The organism is Thioalkalivibrio sulfidiphilus (assembly GCF_000377945.1).
In the GTDB taxonomy this organism is placed as follows: domain Bacteria; phylum Pseudomonadota; class Gammaproteobacteria; order Ectothiorhodospirales; family Ectothiorhodospiraceae; genus Thioalkalivibrio_A; species Thioalkalivibrio_A sulfidiphilus_A.
The window spans coordinates 75,001-93,631 of record NZ_KB898922.1; the positions used below are offsets into that span (position 1 = coordinate 75,001).

Below are 18,631 nucleotides of genomic sequence, written 5' to 3' on the forward strand. Positions count from 1 at the left end.
GGAACTAGGCAAAATGGTACCGTAACTTCGGGAGAAGGTACGCCTCTGATGGTGATGGGACTTGCTCCCTAAGCTGTTGGAGGTCGCAGAGACCAGGCCGCTGCGACTGTTTATTAAAAACACAGCACTCTGCAAACTCGAAAGAGGACGTATAGGGTGTGACGCCTGCCCGGTGCCGGAAGGTTAATTGATGGGGTCAGCCTTCGGGCGAAGCTCTTGATCGAAGCCCCGGTAAACGGCGGCCGTAACTATAACGGTCCTAAGGTAGCGAAATTCCTTGTCGGGTAAGTTCCGACCTGCACGAATGGCGTAACGATGGCGGCACTGTCTCCACCCGAGACTCAGTGAAATTGAAATCGCTGTGAAGATGCAGTGTACCCGCGGCTAGACGGAAAGACCCCGTGAACCTTTACTACAGCTTCACACTGAACTTTGAACCTGCTTGTGTAGGATAGGTGGGAGGCTTTGAAGCGGCGACGCCAGTCGTCGTGGAGCCAACCTTGAAATACCACCCTGGCATGTTTGAAGTTCTAACCTAGTCCCGTTATCCGGGACAGGGACATTGTGTGGTGGGTAGTTTGACTGGGGCGGTCTCCTCCCAAAGAGTAACGGAGGAGTGCGAAGGTACCCTCAGCGCGGTCGGAAATCGCGCACTGAGTGCAAAGGCATAAGGGTGCTTAACTGCGAGACAGACAAGTCGAGCAGATGCGAAAGCAGGTCTTAGTGATCCGGTGGTTCTGTATGGAAGGGCCATCGCTCAACGGATAAAAGGTACTCCGGGGATAACAGGCTGATACTGCCCAAGAGTCCATATCGACGGCAGTGTTTGGCACCTCGATGTCGGCTCATCACATCCTGGGGCTGAAGCAGGTCCCAAGGGTATGGCTGTTCGCCATTTAAAGTGGTACGCGAGCTGGGTTTAGAACGTCGTGAGACAGTTCGGTCCCTATCTGCCGTGGGCGTCGGAAATTTGAGAGGATCTGCTCCTAGTACGAGAGGACCGGAGTGGACGTACCTCTGGTGTTCCGGTTGTCACGCCAGTGGCATTGCCGGGTAGCTAAGTACGGAAGGGATAACCGCTGAAAGCATCTAAGCGGGAAGCCCACCTCAAGATGAGATTTCCCTGGACCCTCGAGGTCCCTAAAGGGCCGTCGGAGACTACGACGTTGATAGGCTGGGTGTGGAAGCGCAGTAATGTGTGAAGCTAACCAGTACTAATTGCCCGTGCGGCTTGACCATACAACCCCAAACAGTTTGGGCTGTATGTTGAGTCCGAAATCGACATAACACTGCGCCTAGAATGCTTTCTCGAATTCTGTGTATCGGAATTGACCGGTACATGGTACAAGTTTGCCTGGCGGCAATGGCGAGTGGGAACCACCCGATCCCATCCCGAACTCGGAAGTGAAACTGCTCAGCGCCGATGATAGTGTGGGGCTTCCCCATGCGAAAGTAGGTCACTGCCAGGCACCTATCCCAAACCCCGTGGTCTTTCTGGACTGCGGGGTTTTTTTTGGCCTGCATGGGGAAGCCGCTAAGCGGCGCTCCAGCCTCGCACACGAGGTGCGAGTCGCTCGCATCGGCTGCGTTCGTCCACTGGACGAACGGGTCCCCGCTCGCCCCCATGCGAAAGTAGGTCACTGCCAGGCACCTAACGCAAACCCCGCTGTCCTTTGGGCAGCGGGGTTTTTTATGGGCGATTTTGGAGCAAATGCTTGGTTCAGAGAGCGAGTTTGACGGGTTTGATCACGACTTCAGCCGCAGCAAGGCCCGTGCGACTGTATCAGGGGGTTGGCGTCTGGGGCGTACCCGCCAGTCGCTCGTAGTGATCCATGACCCGGGTGATGTAATTGCGGGTTTCGTTGAAGGGCGGGACACCATTATGCCGGCGTACTGCGCCTGGGCCGGCGTTGTAGGCGGCCAGGGCGAGGGTGATGTCCTGGTCGAATTCCTGCAGCATCCGATGCAGGTAGCGTACGCCGCCCCGGATGTTGTCTAGGGCATCGAAGCTGTTCTGAACACCCAGTTCCCGCGCCGTCGCCGGCATCAGCTGCATCAGGCCCTGGGCACCCACTCTAGAGACCGCCTGCCGGTCGAAGCAGGACTCCACCGTGATGACTGCACGGACCAGGTTCGGGTCGATGCCGTAATGGGTGGCGTAGTGTCGCACGGTGGTGAGATAGGGTTCGGCCCGTTGCGCCAGGATGGTCGGCGTGATGCCGTTGCAGGAGTGGCTGGCGGTGGGTCGCCCGTAGGAGCCTACATAAGTATAGTCGGGTCCCATGTTGCGCCGGTCGGTGAACCACTGGGTGCCGTCCGGGCTGCGGTGGATGTGTATCTGGCCCTGTGCCATGACAGCCGATGGCGCAGCCGCACCCAGAAATACGGCACCGGCCAGCGCACAGTTCAGGAAGGTGGATCTGTGAAATGGTGTCATTGTGTTCATTCCCTGTTGCCACGATCATAGCCGAAAGTCTTTGACGGACAGAACAGGACGTCATCCCATCAGCACCGTTGATCCACAAATCAGTCACGGGCACTCGGATCCGGATCAGGCGGCGATCCAGGACGCCATGATTCTGCTGCATCTGCTGGCGGACGGGCAGCCGCATCCTGCGGCGGCGCTTCCCGGCGACTGGCACGCGTCCCGACTCAAGGGCGCGCTTGATCGCCTGCGCGGCTGGGGGCTTGGATTGATAGGCGATCAGGCCGGCATGCTGCAGCTCGAACGTCCCGTCGAACCCCTCGCTGAAGAACGTATCGTCCAGGATCTTCCAGCAGATCTGCGTGCCAGATTGCGCCTGCACGTCTTCCCCGAGCTGGACTCCACCAGTGCCTGGCTCGGGCGTCTGGCCTGTGACTCCGGCGAGGCCGCTTGTCTCGCGGAACATCAGAGCGCCGGACGGGGCAGGCGCGGCAGGGAATGGCGGATGCCCTTTGGCGGCGGGCTGGCCATGAGTGTGCGTCGGGATGTTTCCCACTGGACGGGGGTGCCGCCACGGCTGACCCTTGCCTTGGGCGTGGCCCTGGTCGAGGCGCTTGATCATGAAGAGATCGGTTTGAAGTGGCCCAATGACTTGGTCGCCCGTGGCCGCAAGCTGGGCGGTATCCTGGTCGAACTGCGCAGTCGGGAGCAACGGTCCGTGCTGGTGGCCGGCGTGGGACTCAATGTGGCACTGTCTGGCGATGTTGCCATCGACCAGCCCTGGATCGACCTCGCCGGGCTCATGGGGGCGGACTTGCCGTCCAGGAATGCGCTGGCTGCCCGTCTGATTCAAGCCCTTTCCCGGGCGCTGGACGACTTCTGCGCTCAACCGGCCGAGGCCCTCCTGGAGCGCTGGTCCCGCTACGATGTGCTGTTCGGACTTCCGGTCAAGGTAAGTTCAGCCTCGGGGGAGATTCTCGAGGGCGAGGCCCGTGGCGTGGATTCAGAGGGTCGGTTGCGGCTCGTGGGTCAGGGCAGCGAGTGGTTGCTGGATGCGGGCGAGGTCAGTGTCAGGAGGGCGATGTCATGACCCGGCTGCTGCTGGATGCCGGCAACAGCCGGCTCAAGTGGGCCCTGGTCAACGCGCCCGGGCAGGATCCGCCGCGGGGTGTCGTGACGCCCGACGCCGAAGGCCTGGAGGGATTGGCCAGGAGCCTTTCGCCCCATGAAAGTCCGGAATCGATTCATGTGATCAGTGTCAGGGATGAGGGTTTCTTCGATGGACTCTCCAGTTTTTGCGCACACCAGGGCTGGCCGGTTCCGCTGTTGCACCAGGCCGTCCAGGAGGCTCATGGCATCCGCAACGCTTACGCGGACCCGGGGCGTCTGGGCGCGGATCGCTATGCGGCCATGGTCGGGGCTCGGCGGCTGTTCGCGGGCAGCCTGGTGGTGATCGACTGTGGCACGGCCCTGACCCTGGATGCGGTTGATCCCGATGGCCGGCACCTGGGCGGTATGATCCTGCCAGGCCTCAGGCTCATGGCGCTCGCCCTGGGGCAGGGGACCGCCCAGATCGGCGTGAAGCCGGATGGGCCACCGGCCCTGCTGGCGGATAATACCGCCGGCGCGGTGTCGGGGGGCGCGCTTTTTGGCATGGCTGCGGCGGTGGACGGGCTCTGTGAGCGTATTGAGTCGAATCTGACAGAACCCTTTCGACGCATTCTCTGTGGCGGGGATGCGCCGCGCATCCTGCCTTGGCTCAAGGGCCGCTACGAACTCTGTCCCTGGCTGGTGCTGCAGGGGCTGGACGTGATGACGGGGGGGCGTGCATGCGAACCCTGGTCCTGATCCTGATCTTGCTCAACGGGGCGTTTCTGTACTGGCAGACCCAGGTCAAGCCCCCCGGGGAAACCGGTTCTCCGGTCGAGAGCCTCGAGATCCGTAATGCTGCCCGGCTGGTGCTTTTGTCCGAACGTGCTGCAGGGGTCGTGCCTGAAGCCCCGCCGAGCGCGCAAACGGCCGGTGCTGCGCCGCGCTGGCACTGTGAAACCGTCGGCCCCTTCATGTCCCGGATGGAGGCCCAGGCCCTCAGTACACAACTGGAGGCTCAGGGGCTCCTGGGGGACCTGCGCAGCGTCAGCCGGGAGATCGTCTCCAGTTACTGGGTCTACCTGCCTCCACGGGCGACCCGCGAGGCCGCGCTCAACCTGGCCCGGGATCTGGCCGGGCGGGGTCTGCTGGATCTCTATGTCATCGGCGAAGGGGAGCACCGCAACGGCATCTCGCTCGGCCTGTTTTCCGAGCATGAACGGGCCAGAAGACGCGTGGAGCAGGTCGAGGCCATGGGTTATGGACCGCGCATCGAGGCGCGCACACGCACCCAGACCCTCTACTGGCTGGATCTGGCGGGGCCCGAGGAGGCCTACGCCGATGTCGCGCTGCCCGTTGGGGTTAACCGCATGGAACGGGCCTGTCCTCCCCTCGTGGTGCCTTAACCCGCATATTTCACCGGGATCGGTGAAATATGCGGGTTAATTGGCGCCTGTCCCCGCCCTGGAGTACACTTCTCGACCGGATTGCGCTGGCGTAGCTCAGTTGGTAGAGCGGCTGATTTGTAATCAGTAGGTCGCAGGTTCGACTCCTGTCGCCAGCTCCACGATTGCTCAGGTCGTCCGGGACTCTGGATCCTCCATCCGAGCCCGGAGACTGACTTGTCCCACCCTTGCCATGGACCCGGTGCCTTAAAACATTTGCAATCTTCTGAACGTACACTATGCTATGCATAATGTGACCTGTGTCACATTGCTGGTGCCGGTGCCGCCGTCTTACTGACGGGGCAAACGGACCAATACCGGTGTCTTTGCAAGGGTTTGATCCGTAGGTTGAATCCCCGGTATGAAGGGCCTCTCAGGCCCAGGGCCCCCTGGTTCAGTTAGGGGTAACACGTTGTATCTGGGCAGTCCGGCAGCCGTCTCAAATCGGCTCGAATCGGCTGCCCCCACGGCCAAGGAGGCGTGTGGATCATGACGCAGAAAGCTGAATACAAGGCCGCAGTCCCCAGTGAGTCGGGCATGTCCGGCTTCAGCGGCCCGGATCGCAGGCGGGCAGGCGAACGCGGGTCCGTCCCGGCGCCCGAGCAAGGCGGCGGTACGGTCACCATGCTGCCGGTCGCTGAGCCCGCAAGACGTCAGAAACCACGCGGCATCCGCCTCAAACACAGCCACGTCCAGATCCTCGGGCGCGAACTCTCCACCCCCCTGGTGGTGCTGGCCATGGCCGAGGCCGTGATCATCATGGCGGCCTTCTATCTCGCCGTGCAGTTTCGTTTCCCCCAGGGCGCGGCCCCCGTTGTCTTTGATGGCCTGGGCCTGAAGCTGGTGATCTTTGCCGCCGTAAACATGCTGGCCATGCTCAGCATGGGTCTCTACCGGCGCGGGTTCCGGGATTCCACCCTTGCTGTGGTCCTGCGTGTGGTCGGCGCGTTCGCCCTGGGTGCCGCGATGCTGGCTGCACTTTTCTATGCATTTCCCTCGCTCCTGTTCGGTCGCGGCATCATGGTGCTGGCCATGGCGGGTGCCTTTGCGGGTGTGATCGTGACCCGTCTGGTCGGCGTACGTCTCCTGGATCTGGACGCACTCAAGCGTCGGGTGCTTGTGCTGGGTGCAGGAAACACCGCCACCCTGTTCAACCGGCTGCGCCGTCGCAGTGACCGGCGCGGTTTTGAGCTCTTCGGATTTGTGCCCCAAGCCCAGGAAGTGAGTCTGGTGCCCCAGGACAGCCTGGTGCATCTGGATCAGCCCCTGGATCAGTACGTGCGCGCCCACCAGATCGATGATGTGGTCATCGCCATGGATGATCCTCGCGGCGGCTTCCCAGTGGATGAGCTGATGGCCTGCAAGATGAACGGGGTCAACGTGCTGGATGTCTCGGATTTCTTTGAACGGGAGGGCGGGTTCCTCAAGCTGGATATCCTGCGCCCGAGCACCATGATCTTCTCCCGGGGCTTCCGTCAGTGCCTGTACCGGGACTACGCCAAGCGCATGCTGGATGTCACGACCAGTCTGGTTCTGCTCGCATTGACCTGGCCTCTGATGCTGTTGACGGCGCTGGGCATCCTGATCGAGAGCCGGGGTCGGGGGTCGGTACTGTTCCGTCAGGTGCGGGTTGGGCAGAACGGCAAGCCGTTCACCCTGACCAAGTTTCGCAGTATGGTGATGGACGCGGAGGGTGACGGGGTGGCCCGCTGGGCCCAGAAACAGGATCCCCGGGTTACCCGCTTCGGCAATTTCATGCGCAAGACACGCCTTGATGAACTGCCGCAGCTGTTCAATGTGCTGCGAGGCGACATGAGCTTCGTGGGGCCGCGTCCGGAGCGTCCGGAATTCGTGGAACAGCTGTCCGCCAAGCTGCCCTATTACCATCACCGTCACTGGGTGAAACCGGGCCTGACCGGCTGGGCGCAGATCAACTATCCCTACGGTGCTTCCGAGAAGGATGCCTTCGAGAAACTCCAGTACGATCTCTACTACGTGAAAAATCAGAGCATCGCACTGGACCTGCTCACCATCATCCAGACCGTGGAAGTGGTCCTGTGGGGCAGGGGTTCCCGCTAACATCGGCAACCAGGTGACCGTGCCTGCACGGTCACCCGGTGATCCTCATCCTCCTCTGTGAAGAATCCCGGATCGTTCTATCACTCCTTTCGAGGTCCGGTTTTCCTGGTTCCATGCGCCAAACCCGTGAGACCTCCAGCTTGCCTGCGATCCGTGCCACGAGTCACGACACGCCACGGATGTCTGAGTGATATGCCGTCGGGGCCGATAGCATGAACATCGGTCTTGCTGGCTATGCCCTGTCCGCCATTGCATTTTCAGCGCTTCTTGCGATCCTGCTGATCGGCTGGAGACGTCCGGGCCCAGTGGGCCATGTCTTGATGTGGGCGGTCGCCGGCAGTGTGCTCTGGTCTGCTCTGTTCGCCTGGCAGTGGAGCAGGCCCGTCTTCAATCCCGGTTTCCTGTTCATCATTGAGGTTTTCCGGGACAGCGCCTGGATCGGCTTCCTGTGGCTGTTGAACTGGAAGGCCACGGGGCCGGAGGATCGAGCCAGGCGGTATCTGGCCGCCATTGGCGTGGTGGCCGGCGTGATCGCTCTTGCGCTCGTGGTCCACTTCATCATCTCGCCCGGCGTCGTCAGCGATGATCCGGTTCGTGATTTCCTGCTCGTCGGCAAGCTTGGCCTGGCCCTGTGCCTGCTCGTGCTGCTTGAACATCTTTTGCGTTCCACGACGCCGGCAGACCGATGGCAGATCAAGTACGTGGCCCTCGGCCTGGGGGGTGTCTACGTCTTCGAGTTCTATATCCATGCCGAGGCGCTGATGCTTGGCGGCATGTCCCAGCACCTGCTGGATGCCCGCGGTTACATCTTTGCACTCATGGCACCGCTCATCGCCATCTCGGCCGCGCGCAATCCCCGCTGGGAACTGGACGTGTTCGTCTCCCGGGGGGTGGTGTTCCAGGGCGTGACCCTGATGGCGGCGGGGCTGTACCTGGTGATCATGGCTGCTGCCGGGTACTACGTGCGCGTGTTCGGCGGCGACTGGGGCACGGTACTGCAGGTGGTGTTCCTGTTCGCGGCCCTCATGCTGCTGGTCGGCGCGCTGTTGTCAGAGCGGCTGCGTGCCCGGCTGCGCGTGTTTGTCAGCAAGCATTTTTTCAGTTACCGCTTCGACTATCGTGACGAATGGCTGCGGTTCATTGCCACCATGGCCGCCAGTGACAGTCATGAGGATCTGCCGGTTCGGGTGATCAGGGCGCTGGCCAATATCGTGGACAGCGGCGGGGGTCAGATCTGGTTGCGCGATGGTGGTCGAACGTATCAGTTGATGGGTACCGTTGGCATGCCGGGCCAGGTGGCGACCGGGGTTGCGCAAGACAGTCCTTTGCCGGTGTTCCTGCGTGACTCTGGATGGATCGTGGATCTTCCCGAATATCGCCAGTATCCGGAACGCTACGGGAACCTGGTACTGCCGCCCGTGCTGAACGACCAGGATGCTGTCTGGCTCATCGTGCCCCTGTTCCATGACCGGGATCTGATGGGCTTCGTCGTACTCATGCCTTCGCTTTCCGTGTCTCGCCTGACCTGGGAGGAGCGGGATCTCCTCAAGACGGCGGGGCTTCAGGCGGCGACGCACCTGGCCCAGCTGGATGCCTCCCGGGCGCTCGCGGAGGTACGCCAATTCGAGGGCTTCAATCGCCTCTCGGCCTATGTGCTCCATGATCTCAAGAATCTCATCGCCCAGCTTTCATTGGTGGTCAGCAATGCCAGGCGACATGGAGACAACCCTGCGTTCCTGAAGGATGCCATTGCGACGGTCGAGAACGCGGTCAATCGCATGAACCGGCTCATGGAACAGCTGAGGGCCGGCGACGTGCCGCCCAGGTATCTGACGGTCGACCTCGAGACGCTGGCCGCTCAGGCGGTGGCCAATCGATCGACCCACAAGCCGGTGCCGGTGCTGCAGGTCGAGGGCGGGCCGTTTCCCGTGCGTGCGGTGCGAGACCGTTTGCTTTCGGTCATCAACCACCTGGTGCAGAACGCCCAGGAGGCCACGCCCGCAGAAGGCAGCGTCACGCTGCGCCTGTGGCGGGACGCTGAGCAGGTACATCTCGCCGTGCAGGATACCGGCGTCGGCATGGACGCAGACTTCATCCGCAGCCGTTTGTTCAAGCCCTTCGAGTCCACCAAGGGGCTGACGGGCATGGGCATCGGAGCCTACGAGAGCCGGGAATTGGTGCGATCTCTCGGGGGTGATGTGGAAGTCACCAGTTCACCGGGTGCGGGTACCACGATGCATATCCGACTACCCGTGTCGGATGAGGCGTGGGATGATCCTCAACGCTCGGGCAGCCTGCGGAGCGAGCATGGCACGGTTTGACGTCAACATGGCCGACCGCAGGCGTCAGTCGAGATTCCGCTGCTCCGTCCTGTCTCTGGCCGGAACGGCTCTACGGGGGGCGGGTCAAAGGGCTTGCAGGCTGCAAGCCTCACCTGCGAAGATGGTTTTATGTCCTGCCCGGCTGCACCCCGGTGTACCCGTCCGACCAATCTACGGCTTCGCTCCTGGCAAGCCCTCTGGCGTTTGACCAACCTGCGTACGGCCTACTGATCATGTACCTGGAGTACTTCAACCTCGACAAGCCGCCTTTCCAGCTGGCGCCGGACTCAAGCTTTCTGTACATGAGCAAGCCCCATGCCCGGGCGCTTGCGTACATGAAGTACACGGTCATGAATCGTGACGGCTTTGCCGTAGTGACCGGCGAGATCGGTTCCGGAAAGACCATCGTTCTGCAGCGACTGCTGGACTCCCTGGATGATTCGGTGGTGGTGGCACGGATCCACCAGACCCAGCTTACCGAGGTGGAGTTCCTGGAACATCTGGCCACGGTGTTCGGCATCGACTCCCATCGCAGCACCAAGGTCGAACTGATCGAGAAACTGAACCGTTTCCTCGCCAATCAGGCCAAGCGTCGCCGAAGCGTGCTGCTGGTGGTGGATGAGTGTCAGAATCTTTCCCGGGATGTCCTCGAAGAGATCCGCATGCTGAGCGACGGTGAGCCTGCGCGCAACAAGGTGCTGAGCGTCATCCTGGTCGGCCAGCCGGAACTGGCGGACCTGCTGGCGGATCCCTCCCTGGAGCAGCTCTCGCAACGTATCCGACTGCGTTTTCACCTGCGCCCCCTGGGGCCCGAGGAGATCGCCGAGTACATCCGGCACCGTCTGGAGGTGGCCGGCTGGCAGGGTCAGGACCTGTTCCCCGCGGAGACCATCGAGCTGATCCACCGCTATACCGGTGGCATCCCGCGGCTCATCAACGTCTTCTGCGACACCGTGCTGCTGGCCGCCTTCGTTGAGCAGACGTCCAGCCTCACACAGGCCTTGATCGAATCTGCCGCCGAGGAGCTTCAGTGGGCACCTTACGCGCAGCGCCATGCGCCCGTTCTGCCGGCCCCTGCCGAACAGACCCACCCGCCCGAAAGCGCCGCTGCTCCCAGACCCGTCGCCAGAGAGGCGCGGCTGATCATCACCCTCAAAACTGCCGTACTCTCCACCCATGCGGTGACCGGTGACATGGAGACCATCGGCCGCACCTCCGCCTGTCGGATTCAGCTTGCGCACATGTCCGTGAGCCGCAAGCACGCGGCGATTCTCAAGGCGGACGAGCACTATTTCGTCGTGGATCTCAACAGCCGCAATGGCATCGCCGTCAACGGCGAGCGTGTCGAGCGTCGTCTGCTCAAGGACGGCGATCGCATCGCGATCGGTTGTTATCAGCTGCATTTCTATAACCCGACCGCTAACCGCTCTGCGGCTGGGCCGAGAAACGACGACACCCTCGCGGGTGAACGCAGCCTTGCTGCAGGCGATCTCGGGCAACCCCATGATGAGCTTGCGGCGAGTTGATCATCGCAGTCTGCCTGCTGATATACCCACGGAGCTGGAGAACTCATGACGATTGACTTCACGGATAGGATGTCCGCCACCCGTGCCCTGGTCCTGAAACGGGAGGGCCGGTCTTGATCCTCCTGCCCCCCGCGCCCCGTGCCTGGCCCATGCTTCCGGCCGCCCTGGGTCTGTTGGGCCTGTTTGTCCTGCTGGTGCTGAGTCATGGACAGTCTTTCGCCGCGCTCTGGGAGGTCTGGCGCAAGCCGGAAGATCTCACCTATTCCCACGGTCCGCTGCTGTTGCTCATCGCCTTGGGCATCGCGGGCTACCGGCTGTGGAGGGAGCCGCAGGCCCTCGGCTGGAATCCCAGCCTGATCGGTGCCGGCCTGCTCCTGGCGGCCTCCGGCCTGTGGCTGGTTTCCACGCTGGCGGTGGTCAAGGTGGGCACCATGCTGGCTGCCTGGCTGGTGCTGGTGGGCGGCGTCTGGAGCGTGTTTGGCGTTCGCGGTTTCAGAATCCTGGCGCTGCCCCTGGGGCTGCTGCTGTTCACCATCCCGCTGTGGTCCGTGTTCAACGAAGCCCTGCGTAGCAGCACAGCCCTGACCGTGGACTGGCTGCTCAACGCCACCGGCACCACCACCGTGCGCGAGGGGGCCGTCCTGCATATCGCCGCCGGAAGCTTCAGCGTGGATGACACCTGCACCGGGCTCAGGCAGCTGGTGGTGGCCATGCCGCTGGCGTTCCTGTTTGCGGCCTGGATCGGCCTCAAACCTCTCTTTGGCTGGGTGATGCTGGGGCTCGCCATCACCATGTCATTCCTCATGAATACCCTGCGCATCTACGTGGTCGTGCTGGCGGGTGCCATGACCGACATGCAGCATTACTTCGTGCAGGAGGATCACATCGGCCTGGGCTGGGTCATGTTCGGGCTGGGCATGCTGGCCTTGTTCTTCACGGCGGCGCGCCTGCTGCCTGACGCTTGGTTCAAATCCCCAAGCGTCTCGGCGGGGACCAAGCTGCGTACTGCCGAACCCCGGCTGAGTGCCGGCGTCGTCAGCGCCACGGCTCTGGGCATCACCCTGCTGGTTGCCCTGCTGCTTGGGCGGCCTGCTGCGGACCTGCTGCCCACGGACCCCGGGCTGCAACTGCCCGAGCGTGTTGCCGGCTGGACCCGGGAGCCCATGGCGGAGACTCAAGGACGGGGCGGTATCTTCCCTGGCGCCGATCTCGAACAGTGGGCGGTGTACCGGCGCAGCGACGGTAGCCGTGTGCTGGTGCAGATGGCCTGGTTCCAGGTGCCCAGGGAGGGGCACAAGGCGGTGGCCTGGGAAAATCGCGTCTATGACCGTGCCCGCTGGCCCCAGACCGGGCACAGGGTGATCGCCCTGGCCAATGGTGAGCGAGCGCTCAGCGTGCGCGAGGATCATCTGGTCTCCCGGGCCGAGGGTGAGCGCCTGGTCTGGTCCTGGTATCAGATCGGTGGCCAGCGTGTGCAGTCGGATCTGTCCGCCGTGGCGGCCGGGATCCTGGGCGGACTGTGCGGTCGGCCGGATTCGGCGCGCTGGTTGATCACGCCCATGGGCGGTGGCGACGAAGCGGTGCAGCGCAGACTGTTGCAGGAGTTCCTGGAGAGTGCTGACAGTGCACTGAAGCTGCAGGTGCAAACGCTGTCCCGCCAGGCCCATCCCGGGGCCTGGTGTTGAGCAAGGTACATACGGATGACGAGACATGCTTGAGCTGACTGCGCGCTGGACTTCTACGCCGAACCGACTGCTGCGAGGTCTGTTCTGTCTGGGCCTGGTGCTCGCCCTGGCGGCCTGTTCACCGGGCGAGGATGCGGCGAGCCGCCTGGAGCGGGCCGCCGACTTCGAGGCCCGGGGAGATTACCGCGCCGCCGCGCTCGAACTGCAGCGTGCCCTGCAGAATGAACCCGATCACGGCGAGGCGCGCCTGCGGCTGGGGCGCCTGCGCGTGCTTTCGGGCAACCCGGAGGCCGCGGAGAACGAGCTGCGCCACGCCCTGCGTCTCGGCATCGACCCGGCTCGGGTCATGCCCTGGATGGTGGATGCCCAGCTGCTGCGGGAGCGTTACAGCGCGGCCCTCGAAGCGATCAACGCACTGCCTGACGAGCAGCTGGCCGGCGATCCCCAATGGCTGGTGCGCCGGGCCGAGGCCTACCTGGGGCTCGACCGGGTGGCGGATGCCGCCCGGGATCTGGAGGCTGCGCGCGGCCTGGATGCGTCGCTGGTACGTGTCAGCGTGGGTCGCGCCCGGGTCGCCTTCGTCCGGGGGGAATATCTGGACGCCCTGAGCCTGGCCCGGGAGGCCACGGCGGCCGATCCCGATGACATGGATGCGCAGTTCGTGGAAGGCTGGTTTGCCCTGCGCCTGGGTCGATTCGCCGAGGCTGAGACGCCCCTGGTCCGTTCCGTGGAACGGGCCCGGGCCCGGGACAACGGCGGCGCGATGGTGCGCGCGCGCATGCTCCTGGTGGAGGCCTACCTGGGCCAGGAGAACATCGCCGAGGCCTCGGCCACGGTGGACGCCCTGGGCGAACAACTCGGTGATGTGCCCGAGATGGGTTATCTGAGGGCACTGGTGGCCTATCGGGAAGGTGATTATGCCCTGGCGCGCACCTGGCTGCGGGATGTGCTGCTGCGCAACCCGGACCACACCCCGGCCTACCTCCTGGCCGGCGGTACCGCCTATGCCCTGGGGGAATATGAAGAGGCAGTCAGGCACCTGCGCCGTTATCTGGCCGTGGTGCCCTCCAATCATTCCGCCCGCCGCCTGCTGGCCGCCGCCGAACTGCGCCGCGGGCGGCCGGAGGAGGCGCTGGGTGCCGTGGAGTCCCTGCGTCAGGGTGATGCCGGCGAGCAGGAGGTCACGGCCCTGCTCGCCCTCATCGGGCGTAGCGCCACCGCTTCCGGCCAGTTCGAGACCGCCGAGCGGGCGCTGACGGCGGCGCTGGAAGGCGCCCGGGGTGATACCCGGCTGCGTGGCGAACTGGCCCAGCTACGTGTCGCCCAGGGACGCTATGACGAGGCCATCCGGGAACTCTCCCGAATGGCCGAGGCCGGGGAGGGGGATGCGGACCTGCTCCTGGTGCGTACCCTGGTGGCCAAGGGCGATATGGCCGAGGCCGCGCGCTTTGCCGCGGAACGTGCCGATCGCTTTCCCGACCGGCCGGAGTGGCAGTCCCTGACCGGCTTGATCCTGCTGCAGCAGGGGGAGCGCCAGCAGGCCCGGGATCGCTTTGCCCGCGCGCTGGCCATCGACGCAGATCATGTGCCGGCCATGCTGCAGATGGGGCGCATGGCCCTGGAAGAAGGCGATGAACCCAGGGCAAGGCGATTTTTCCAGGACGCGCTGAGGCTCGCCCCGACACACCTGGGCGCCATGCTGGGCCTGGCGGAGGCCGCCGAGCGCCGCGGTGATTCGGCCCAGGCCCGGCAGTGGCTCGAGAAGGCGGTCGAGGCGGAGCCCCAGTCTCCGGCACCACGGATCTGGCTATCACGCTACTTCTGGGGGGCAGGTCAGGCCGATGCCGCGCTGCAGAGTGCACGGGAGGCGGTGCGGGTCTCGCCCGAGGATGCCGATGCCCTGCGTTTGCTGGGCGACCTGCGTCGCGAGACGAACGATCTGCCCGGCGCGCTGGAGACCTATGGCACCCTGCTGACTCTGTATCCCCGGGATGTCTCCGCCCGCAGTGTGATGGCCTGGACCCAGGCGCGGGCCGGCGAGCCGGCCCTGGCCCGACAGACCCTGAGCGCAGGGCTGGCTGATCAGCCCGGGGAGCTACGGCTGCTGGCCGACTCCGCCCGGCTGGAGCTGTCCCTCAATGACACCGCACGCGCCCTGGAGCATGCCCGTGCCGCCCAGACGGCCCATCCCCGCTCCCCGGTGGGCTGGATGCTGGAGGGCGAGGTGCGCGAGCGGCTCGGCGAACAGCGGGCCGCCCTGGAAAGCTACCGTCGTGCCCATGGACTGAGTCCCTCCTTCGCCACGGTGCAGCGCATCGCCCGCGTCGCCGATGCCCTGGGAGATCCGCGCCAGGGCATCGGTGTGCTCAACGACTGGCTGGCCGCGAATCCCAACCACGCCCCGGCGATGCTCACCCTGGGGATGCTGTATCAGCGCATGGGCCAGGGGCGGGAGGCGCAGACCCAGTACGAGCGCCTGCTGGCCCTGCACCCCGACGAGACGGTAGCGCTCAATAATCTCGCCTGGCTGTACCTGGACAGGCAGGATCCCCGGGCCCTGGAGGTGGCGCGCCGTGCCTATGAAACGGGTCCCGGCCCGGCCACGGCCCATACCTATGGCTGGACGCTAGTGCAGTCGGGTGATCCGGCCGCGGGCCTGGTCCTCATCGAGCAGGCCGCCGCCGAGGCACCCCTGCCCGAGGTGCGCTACCGCCTGGCGGTGGCCCTGGAACGCACCGGCGAGCGCAGCCGTGCCCGGGAGGTGCTGGCGCGGCTTCTGGAAGAACATCCCTCCTTCAGACAGCGGGCCGAGGCCGAGGCCCTGTACCGCTCTCTTCAGTAGGCGTACGCTGGGTGAATGGCGGGGCAAGTGTGACCCAGTGCACTAAAATCAGGGGAGTTTGAGATGGTTTCGAACACGAACGGATCAGGGAGAAGTCTCATGAGAACGAAATTCATCGGCTGGGTCCTGCTGCTCATCGCGAGCCTCTGGCTGAGTGCCTGCGCCACGGGACCGGATACGACGCTGCCCGAGGCGCCCGCAGTGCCGTCCGAGTCCCGTTACACCATCGGGCCGGGTGATGAACTCAATGTCTTCGTCTGGGGCAACCCGGAGCTCTCCGTGACCGTGCCGGTGCGCCCCGATGGCAAGATCACCACCCCGCTGGTGGAGGACGTGGAGGCGAGCGGCAAGACGCCCACGGAACTGGCCCGGGAGGTCGAGAAGAAGCTCGCCCGCTACGTGAACAATCCCATCGTCACCGTCACGGTGACCCGTTTCGTGGGGACCTCCACGGAGCAGATCCGCGTGATCGGTCAGGCCATGCAGCCCCGTTCCATCCCCTATCGGGTCAACATGTCCGTGCTCGACGTGATCATCGAGGTGGGTGGCCTGACGGAATTCGCCGCCGGCAACCGTGCCACCATCACCCGCGGGCCTCCCGGTCAACAGCAGACCTTCCGGGTGCGGCTCTCGGATCTGGTCAACCGGGGTGATATCTCCGCCAATGTGCTCATGCAGCCGGGCGACATCCTGATCATCCCGGAGTCCTGGTTCTGAGCCTGGGTGTCCAGCGCGGCGAGTCGGTCTTTGACGAAAAGAGGCAGGTTTTTCAGTGCAGCAGTTGATCGATCAGTTCTTCCAGATGGCGCGCAGCATGTGGCGGTTTCGCTGGTACGCCATCGTCGTGGCCTGGCTGGTGTGCCTGGGCGGCTGGTATTTCCTGTCCAAGGTACCCAACACCTACGAGGCCAGTGCCACGGTGTACGTGGACACAGACACCGTGCTGCGCCCCCTGTTGCGGGGACTCACCGTGGAGGTGGACGTCAGTGAAAAGCTGGGCCTGATGACCCGCCAGCTCCTGAGCCGCGCCAACCTGGAAAGGGTGATCCAGATGACCGACCTGGGTCATGCCGCCATGAGCGGCCGGGAACAGGACGAACTGCTCGCCGACATCAGGAACCGGGTCACCCTGCAGGAGATGCACGCGGTCCGCCAGCGCGGTGGCCGCAACCCAGACCTCTACGTGATCAGCTTCCGTCACCAGAGCCCGGAGACCGCCCGCCGCGTCGTGGAGGCCCTGGTCAGCACCTTCGTGGACGACACCACCGGTGATCAGCGCGCACGTACCGACATGGCCCAGCAGTTCCTCGAGCGTCAGATCGCCGATTATGAAACCCGCCTGATCGAGGCCGAGGACCGGCTGCGGGAGTTCAAGCGTCGCAACGTGGATGTGTTGCCCGATCAGGAGGCGAGTTTCTATGCCCGCCTGACTGCGGCCCGGACCAACCTGGAGGCGGTGGAGCTTTCCCTGCGCGAGGCCAATTTCCGGCGTGACGAACTGCGTCGGCAGCTGGACAGCACACCTTCGACCCAACGCGGCCTGGGCCTGGACGGTGCTCCTATTCAGAGTCCCACCGAGGAGCGCCTGCTGGCCCTGGAGACGCGCCTCGACGAGCTGCTGCTGCGCTTTACGGACAACCACCCGGATGTGGTGGCGACACGCAACAGCATTGCCGTGCTGGAACAGCAGCTCGCCCGGGAGACGGAGAGCGGAGGAAGCAGCAGGGGAAGATCCTCGGTGGCCAACCCGCTGCACCAGCAGCTGCGCATGGCACTGGGGGAGGTCGAGACGGAGATCGCCGCCCTTCAGGTGCGCCGGGATGAATTCCGCACCCGCGTGAGTGCCCTGCAGCAGCAGATCGAGACCCTGCCCCAGGTGGAGGCCGAGCTGCAACGCCTGGACCGCGACTACGAGATCATGCGCGAGCAGTACAATACCCTGGTGGCGCGCCGCGAATCGGCACGCATCTCCGAGGACGTGGAGCAGGCAGGCCAGGACGTGCGTTTCCGGGTCATCGAGCCGCCGCGTACACCCATTGCTCCGGTCTCACCGCCCCGTGCCAAGCTCTCAGCCGGCATCCTCCTCGCAGGCGTGGCGGCCGGTGCCGGTGTGGCCTTCCTGCTCATGCAGCTCTTCCCGGTGGTCCACGGCCGCAGGATGCTGCATGAGCTGACGGGGCGCCCCGTGTTTGGCGCCGTCTCCCGGGTCTGGAGTCCCGCCGCGTTGTGGAAGACGCGCATCGATTTTGCGGGCTTCGCCCTGCTGGCCCTGCTCATGGTGCCTGCCTTTGGCCTGGCGCTGTACATGCAGATCACGGGACGCAGCCTGATGGCAGCGGTTGCCGCGCTCGGAGGATTCAGTTAATGGATATTTTCGAACGCGCGGTCAACGCCTCGACGCAGGCGGTGCGCAAGGTCAAGGATGTCGTCCAGCCGGAGCTCGTAGCCGAGCCTCGCAAGGCTGCCGAACCCGCACACAGGCACAACCTGGATCTGGATGCGCTGCAGCGGGCAGGATTCATCACGCCCCGCAAGGCCCACACCCGGCTTGCCGAGGAGTATCGCCTGATCAAGCGCCCGTTGCTGATGAACGCCTTCGGCAAGGGGGCGGCGGTCATCGAGAACGGTAACATCGTGGTCATCACCAGCGCGCTGCCGGGTGAAGGCAAGACCTTCACCTCCCTGAATCTCGCCATGAGCATCGCCCAGGAGCGTGACAGCACGGTGCTGCTGGTGGACGCCGACATGGTGGAGCGCACCCTGAGCAAACAGCTGGGGCTTGGGGATGCCACCGGTCTGAGCGACCTGCTCTCCGATGAGTCTCTCGATGTCGCGGACGTGATCGTCAGCACCAACGTCCCCTCCCTGCGCATCATCCCGGCGGGCACGCCGCGGGGCGGACTCACGGAGCTGCTGACCAGCGAGCAGATGGAGCACCTGATCCGGGAACTGGCTTCCCGCTACGACGACCGCGTTATCCTGTTCGACACGCCGCCGCTGCTCGCGACCAGCCAGGCCCAGGTGCTCGCGGACCTGGCTGGGCAGACATTAGTTGTGGTCCGTGAAGGCAAGACCCCTCAGTCCGCCGTGGAGGAGGCCGTGGATCTACTGGATGAGGACAAGGTGGTCGGCCTGGTGCTGAACAATTGCAGCCGCCTCTCCAGTGGCTCTTACTACGGTGGGTATTACGGGAGCAGGCCAGAGCGGGAAGACTGAGGT

12 protein-coding genes, 1 tRNA gene and 2 rRNA genes (1 of these 15 cut by a window edge) are annotated in these 18,631 nt (G+C 64.3%); 14 read left to right on the plus strand and 1 reads right to left on the minus strand.

Annotation, left to right across the window (positions count from 1 at the left end):
- Positions 1-1,239: ribosomal RNA gene (locus D580_RS0101250) — 23S ribosomal RNA — on the plus strand; it begins 1,646 nt to the left of the window's first position.
- A gap of 114 nt (positions 1,240-1,353) precedes the next feature.
- Positions 1,354-1,469: ribosomal RNA gene (gene rrf, locus D580_RS0101255) — 5S ribosomal RNA — on the plus strand.
- Positions 1,470-1,783: 314 nt separating this feature from the next.
- On the opposite strand, the gene D580_RS0101260 is transcribed toward rrf, so the two are convergent.
- Positions 1,784-2,437 (minus strand): lytic transglycosylase domain-containing protein, encoded by a 654-nt coding sequence (locus tag D580_RS0101260; protein WP_026289589.1) that lies wholly within the window; start codon positions 2,435-2,437, stop codon positions 1,784-1,786.
- Positions 2,438-2,477: 40 nt separating this feature from the next.
- On the opposite strand from D580_RS0101260, the gene D580_RS0101265 reads away from it, so the two are divergent.
- The 12 genes from D580_RS0101265 (at position 2,478) to D580_RS0101320 (ending at position 18,628) form a co-directional block, all read left to right on the plus strand.
- On the plus strand, positions 2,478-3,515 hold the full coding sequence (locus D580_RS0101265) for a biotin--[acetyl-CoA-carboxylase] ligase (protein WP_231363470.1): 1,038 nt from the start codon (positions 2,478-2,480) through the stop codon (positions 3,513-3,515).
- Positions 3,512-4,273, plus strand: a complete 762-nt coding sequence (locus tag D580_RS0101270; protein WP_018952627.1) for a type III pantothenate kinase — start codon at positions 3,512-3,514, stop codon at positions 4,271-4,273. The genes D580_RS0101265 and D580_RS0101270 overlap by 4 nt, the downstream gene beginning before the upstream one ends.
- A complete protein-coding gene (locus D580_RS0101275) occupies positions 4,255-4,920 on the plus strand; it encodes a hypothetical protein (RefSeq protein ID WP_018952628.1) in 666 nt (221 codons plus the stop codon). Before D580_RS0101270 ends, D580_RS0101275 begins: the two co-directional genes overlap by 19 nt.
- A gap of 85 nt (positions 4,921-5,005) precedes the next feature.
- A tRNA-Thr gene (locus D580_RS0101280) sits at positions 5,006-5,081 on the plus strand.
- Between the two features lie 367 nt (positions 5,082-5,448).
- Complete coding sequence (locus D580_RS0101285; protein WP_231363471.1) at positions 5,449-7,038, plus strand: TIGR03013 family XrtA/PEP-CTERM system glycosyltransferase; 1,590 nt, start codon at positions 5,449-5,451, stop codon at positions 7,036-7,038.
- 212 nt (positions 7,039-7,250) lie between these two features.
- The gene (gene prsK / locus D580_RS15010; protein ID WP_038042946.1) at positions 7,251-9,359 is read left to right on the plus strand and encodes an XrtA/PEP-CTERM system histidine kinase PrsK; all 2,109 of its coding nucleotides are present in this window, start codon (positions 7,251-7,253) and stop codon (positions 9,357-9,359) included.
- A gap of 233 nt (positions 9,360-9,592) precedes the next feature.
- Positions 9,593-10,885: an AAA family ATPase gene (locus tag D580_RS15785; RefSeq protein WP_018952631.1), complete on the plus strand. Its 1,293-nt coding sequence runs from the start codon at positions 9,593-9,595 to the stop codon at positions 10,883-10,885.
- A gap of 113 nt (positions 10,886-10,998) precedes the next feature.
- Entirely contained in the window at positions 10,999-12,570 is a 1,572-nt protein-coding gene (locus tag D580_RS0101300) for an exosortase C-terminal domain/associated protein EpsI (RefSeq protein WP_018952632.1), read from the plus strand.
- A gap of 25 nt (positions 12,571-12,595) precedes the next feature.
- Positions 12,596-15,412, plus strand: coding sequence for an XrtA/PEP-CTERM system TPR-repeat protein PrsT (prsT, locus tag D580_RS0101305; protein WP_018952633.1), 2,817 nt, complete (start codon positions 12,596-12,598; stop codon positions 15,410-15,412).
- 99 nt (positions 15,413-15,511) lie between these two features.
- On the plus strand, positions 15,512-16,129 hold the full coding sequence (locus D580_RS0101310) for an XrtA/PEP-CTERM system exopolysaccharide export protein (protein WP_018952634.1): 618 nt from the start codon (positions 15,512-15,514) through the stop codon (positions 16,127-16,129).
- Between the two features lie 55 nt (positions 16,130-16,184).
- Positions 16,185-17,777, plus strand: coding sequence for an XrtA system polysaccharide chain length determinant (locus D580_RS0101315; protein ID WP_026289591.1), 1,593 nt, complete (start codon positions 16,185-16,187; stop codon positions 17,775-17,777).
- Positions 17,777-18,628 (plus strand): XrtA-associated tyrosine autokinase, encoded by an 852-nt coding sequence (locus D580_RS0101320; RefSeq protein WP_018952636.1) that lies wholly within the window; start codon positions 17,777-17,779, stop codon positions 18,626-18,628. The genes D580_RS0101315 and D580_RS0101320 overlap by 1 nt, the downstream gene beginning before the upstream one ends.
- Positions 18,629-18,631: the final 3 nt, after the last annotated feature.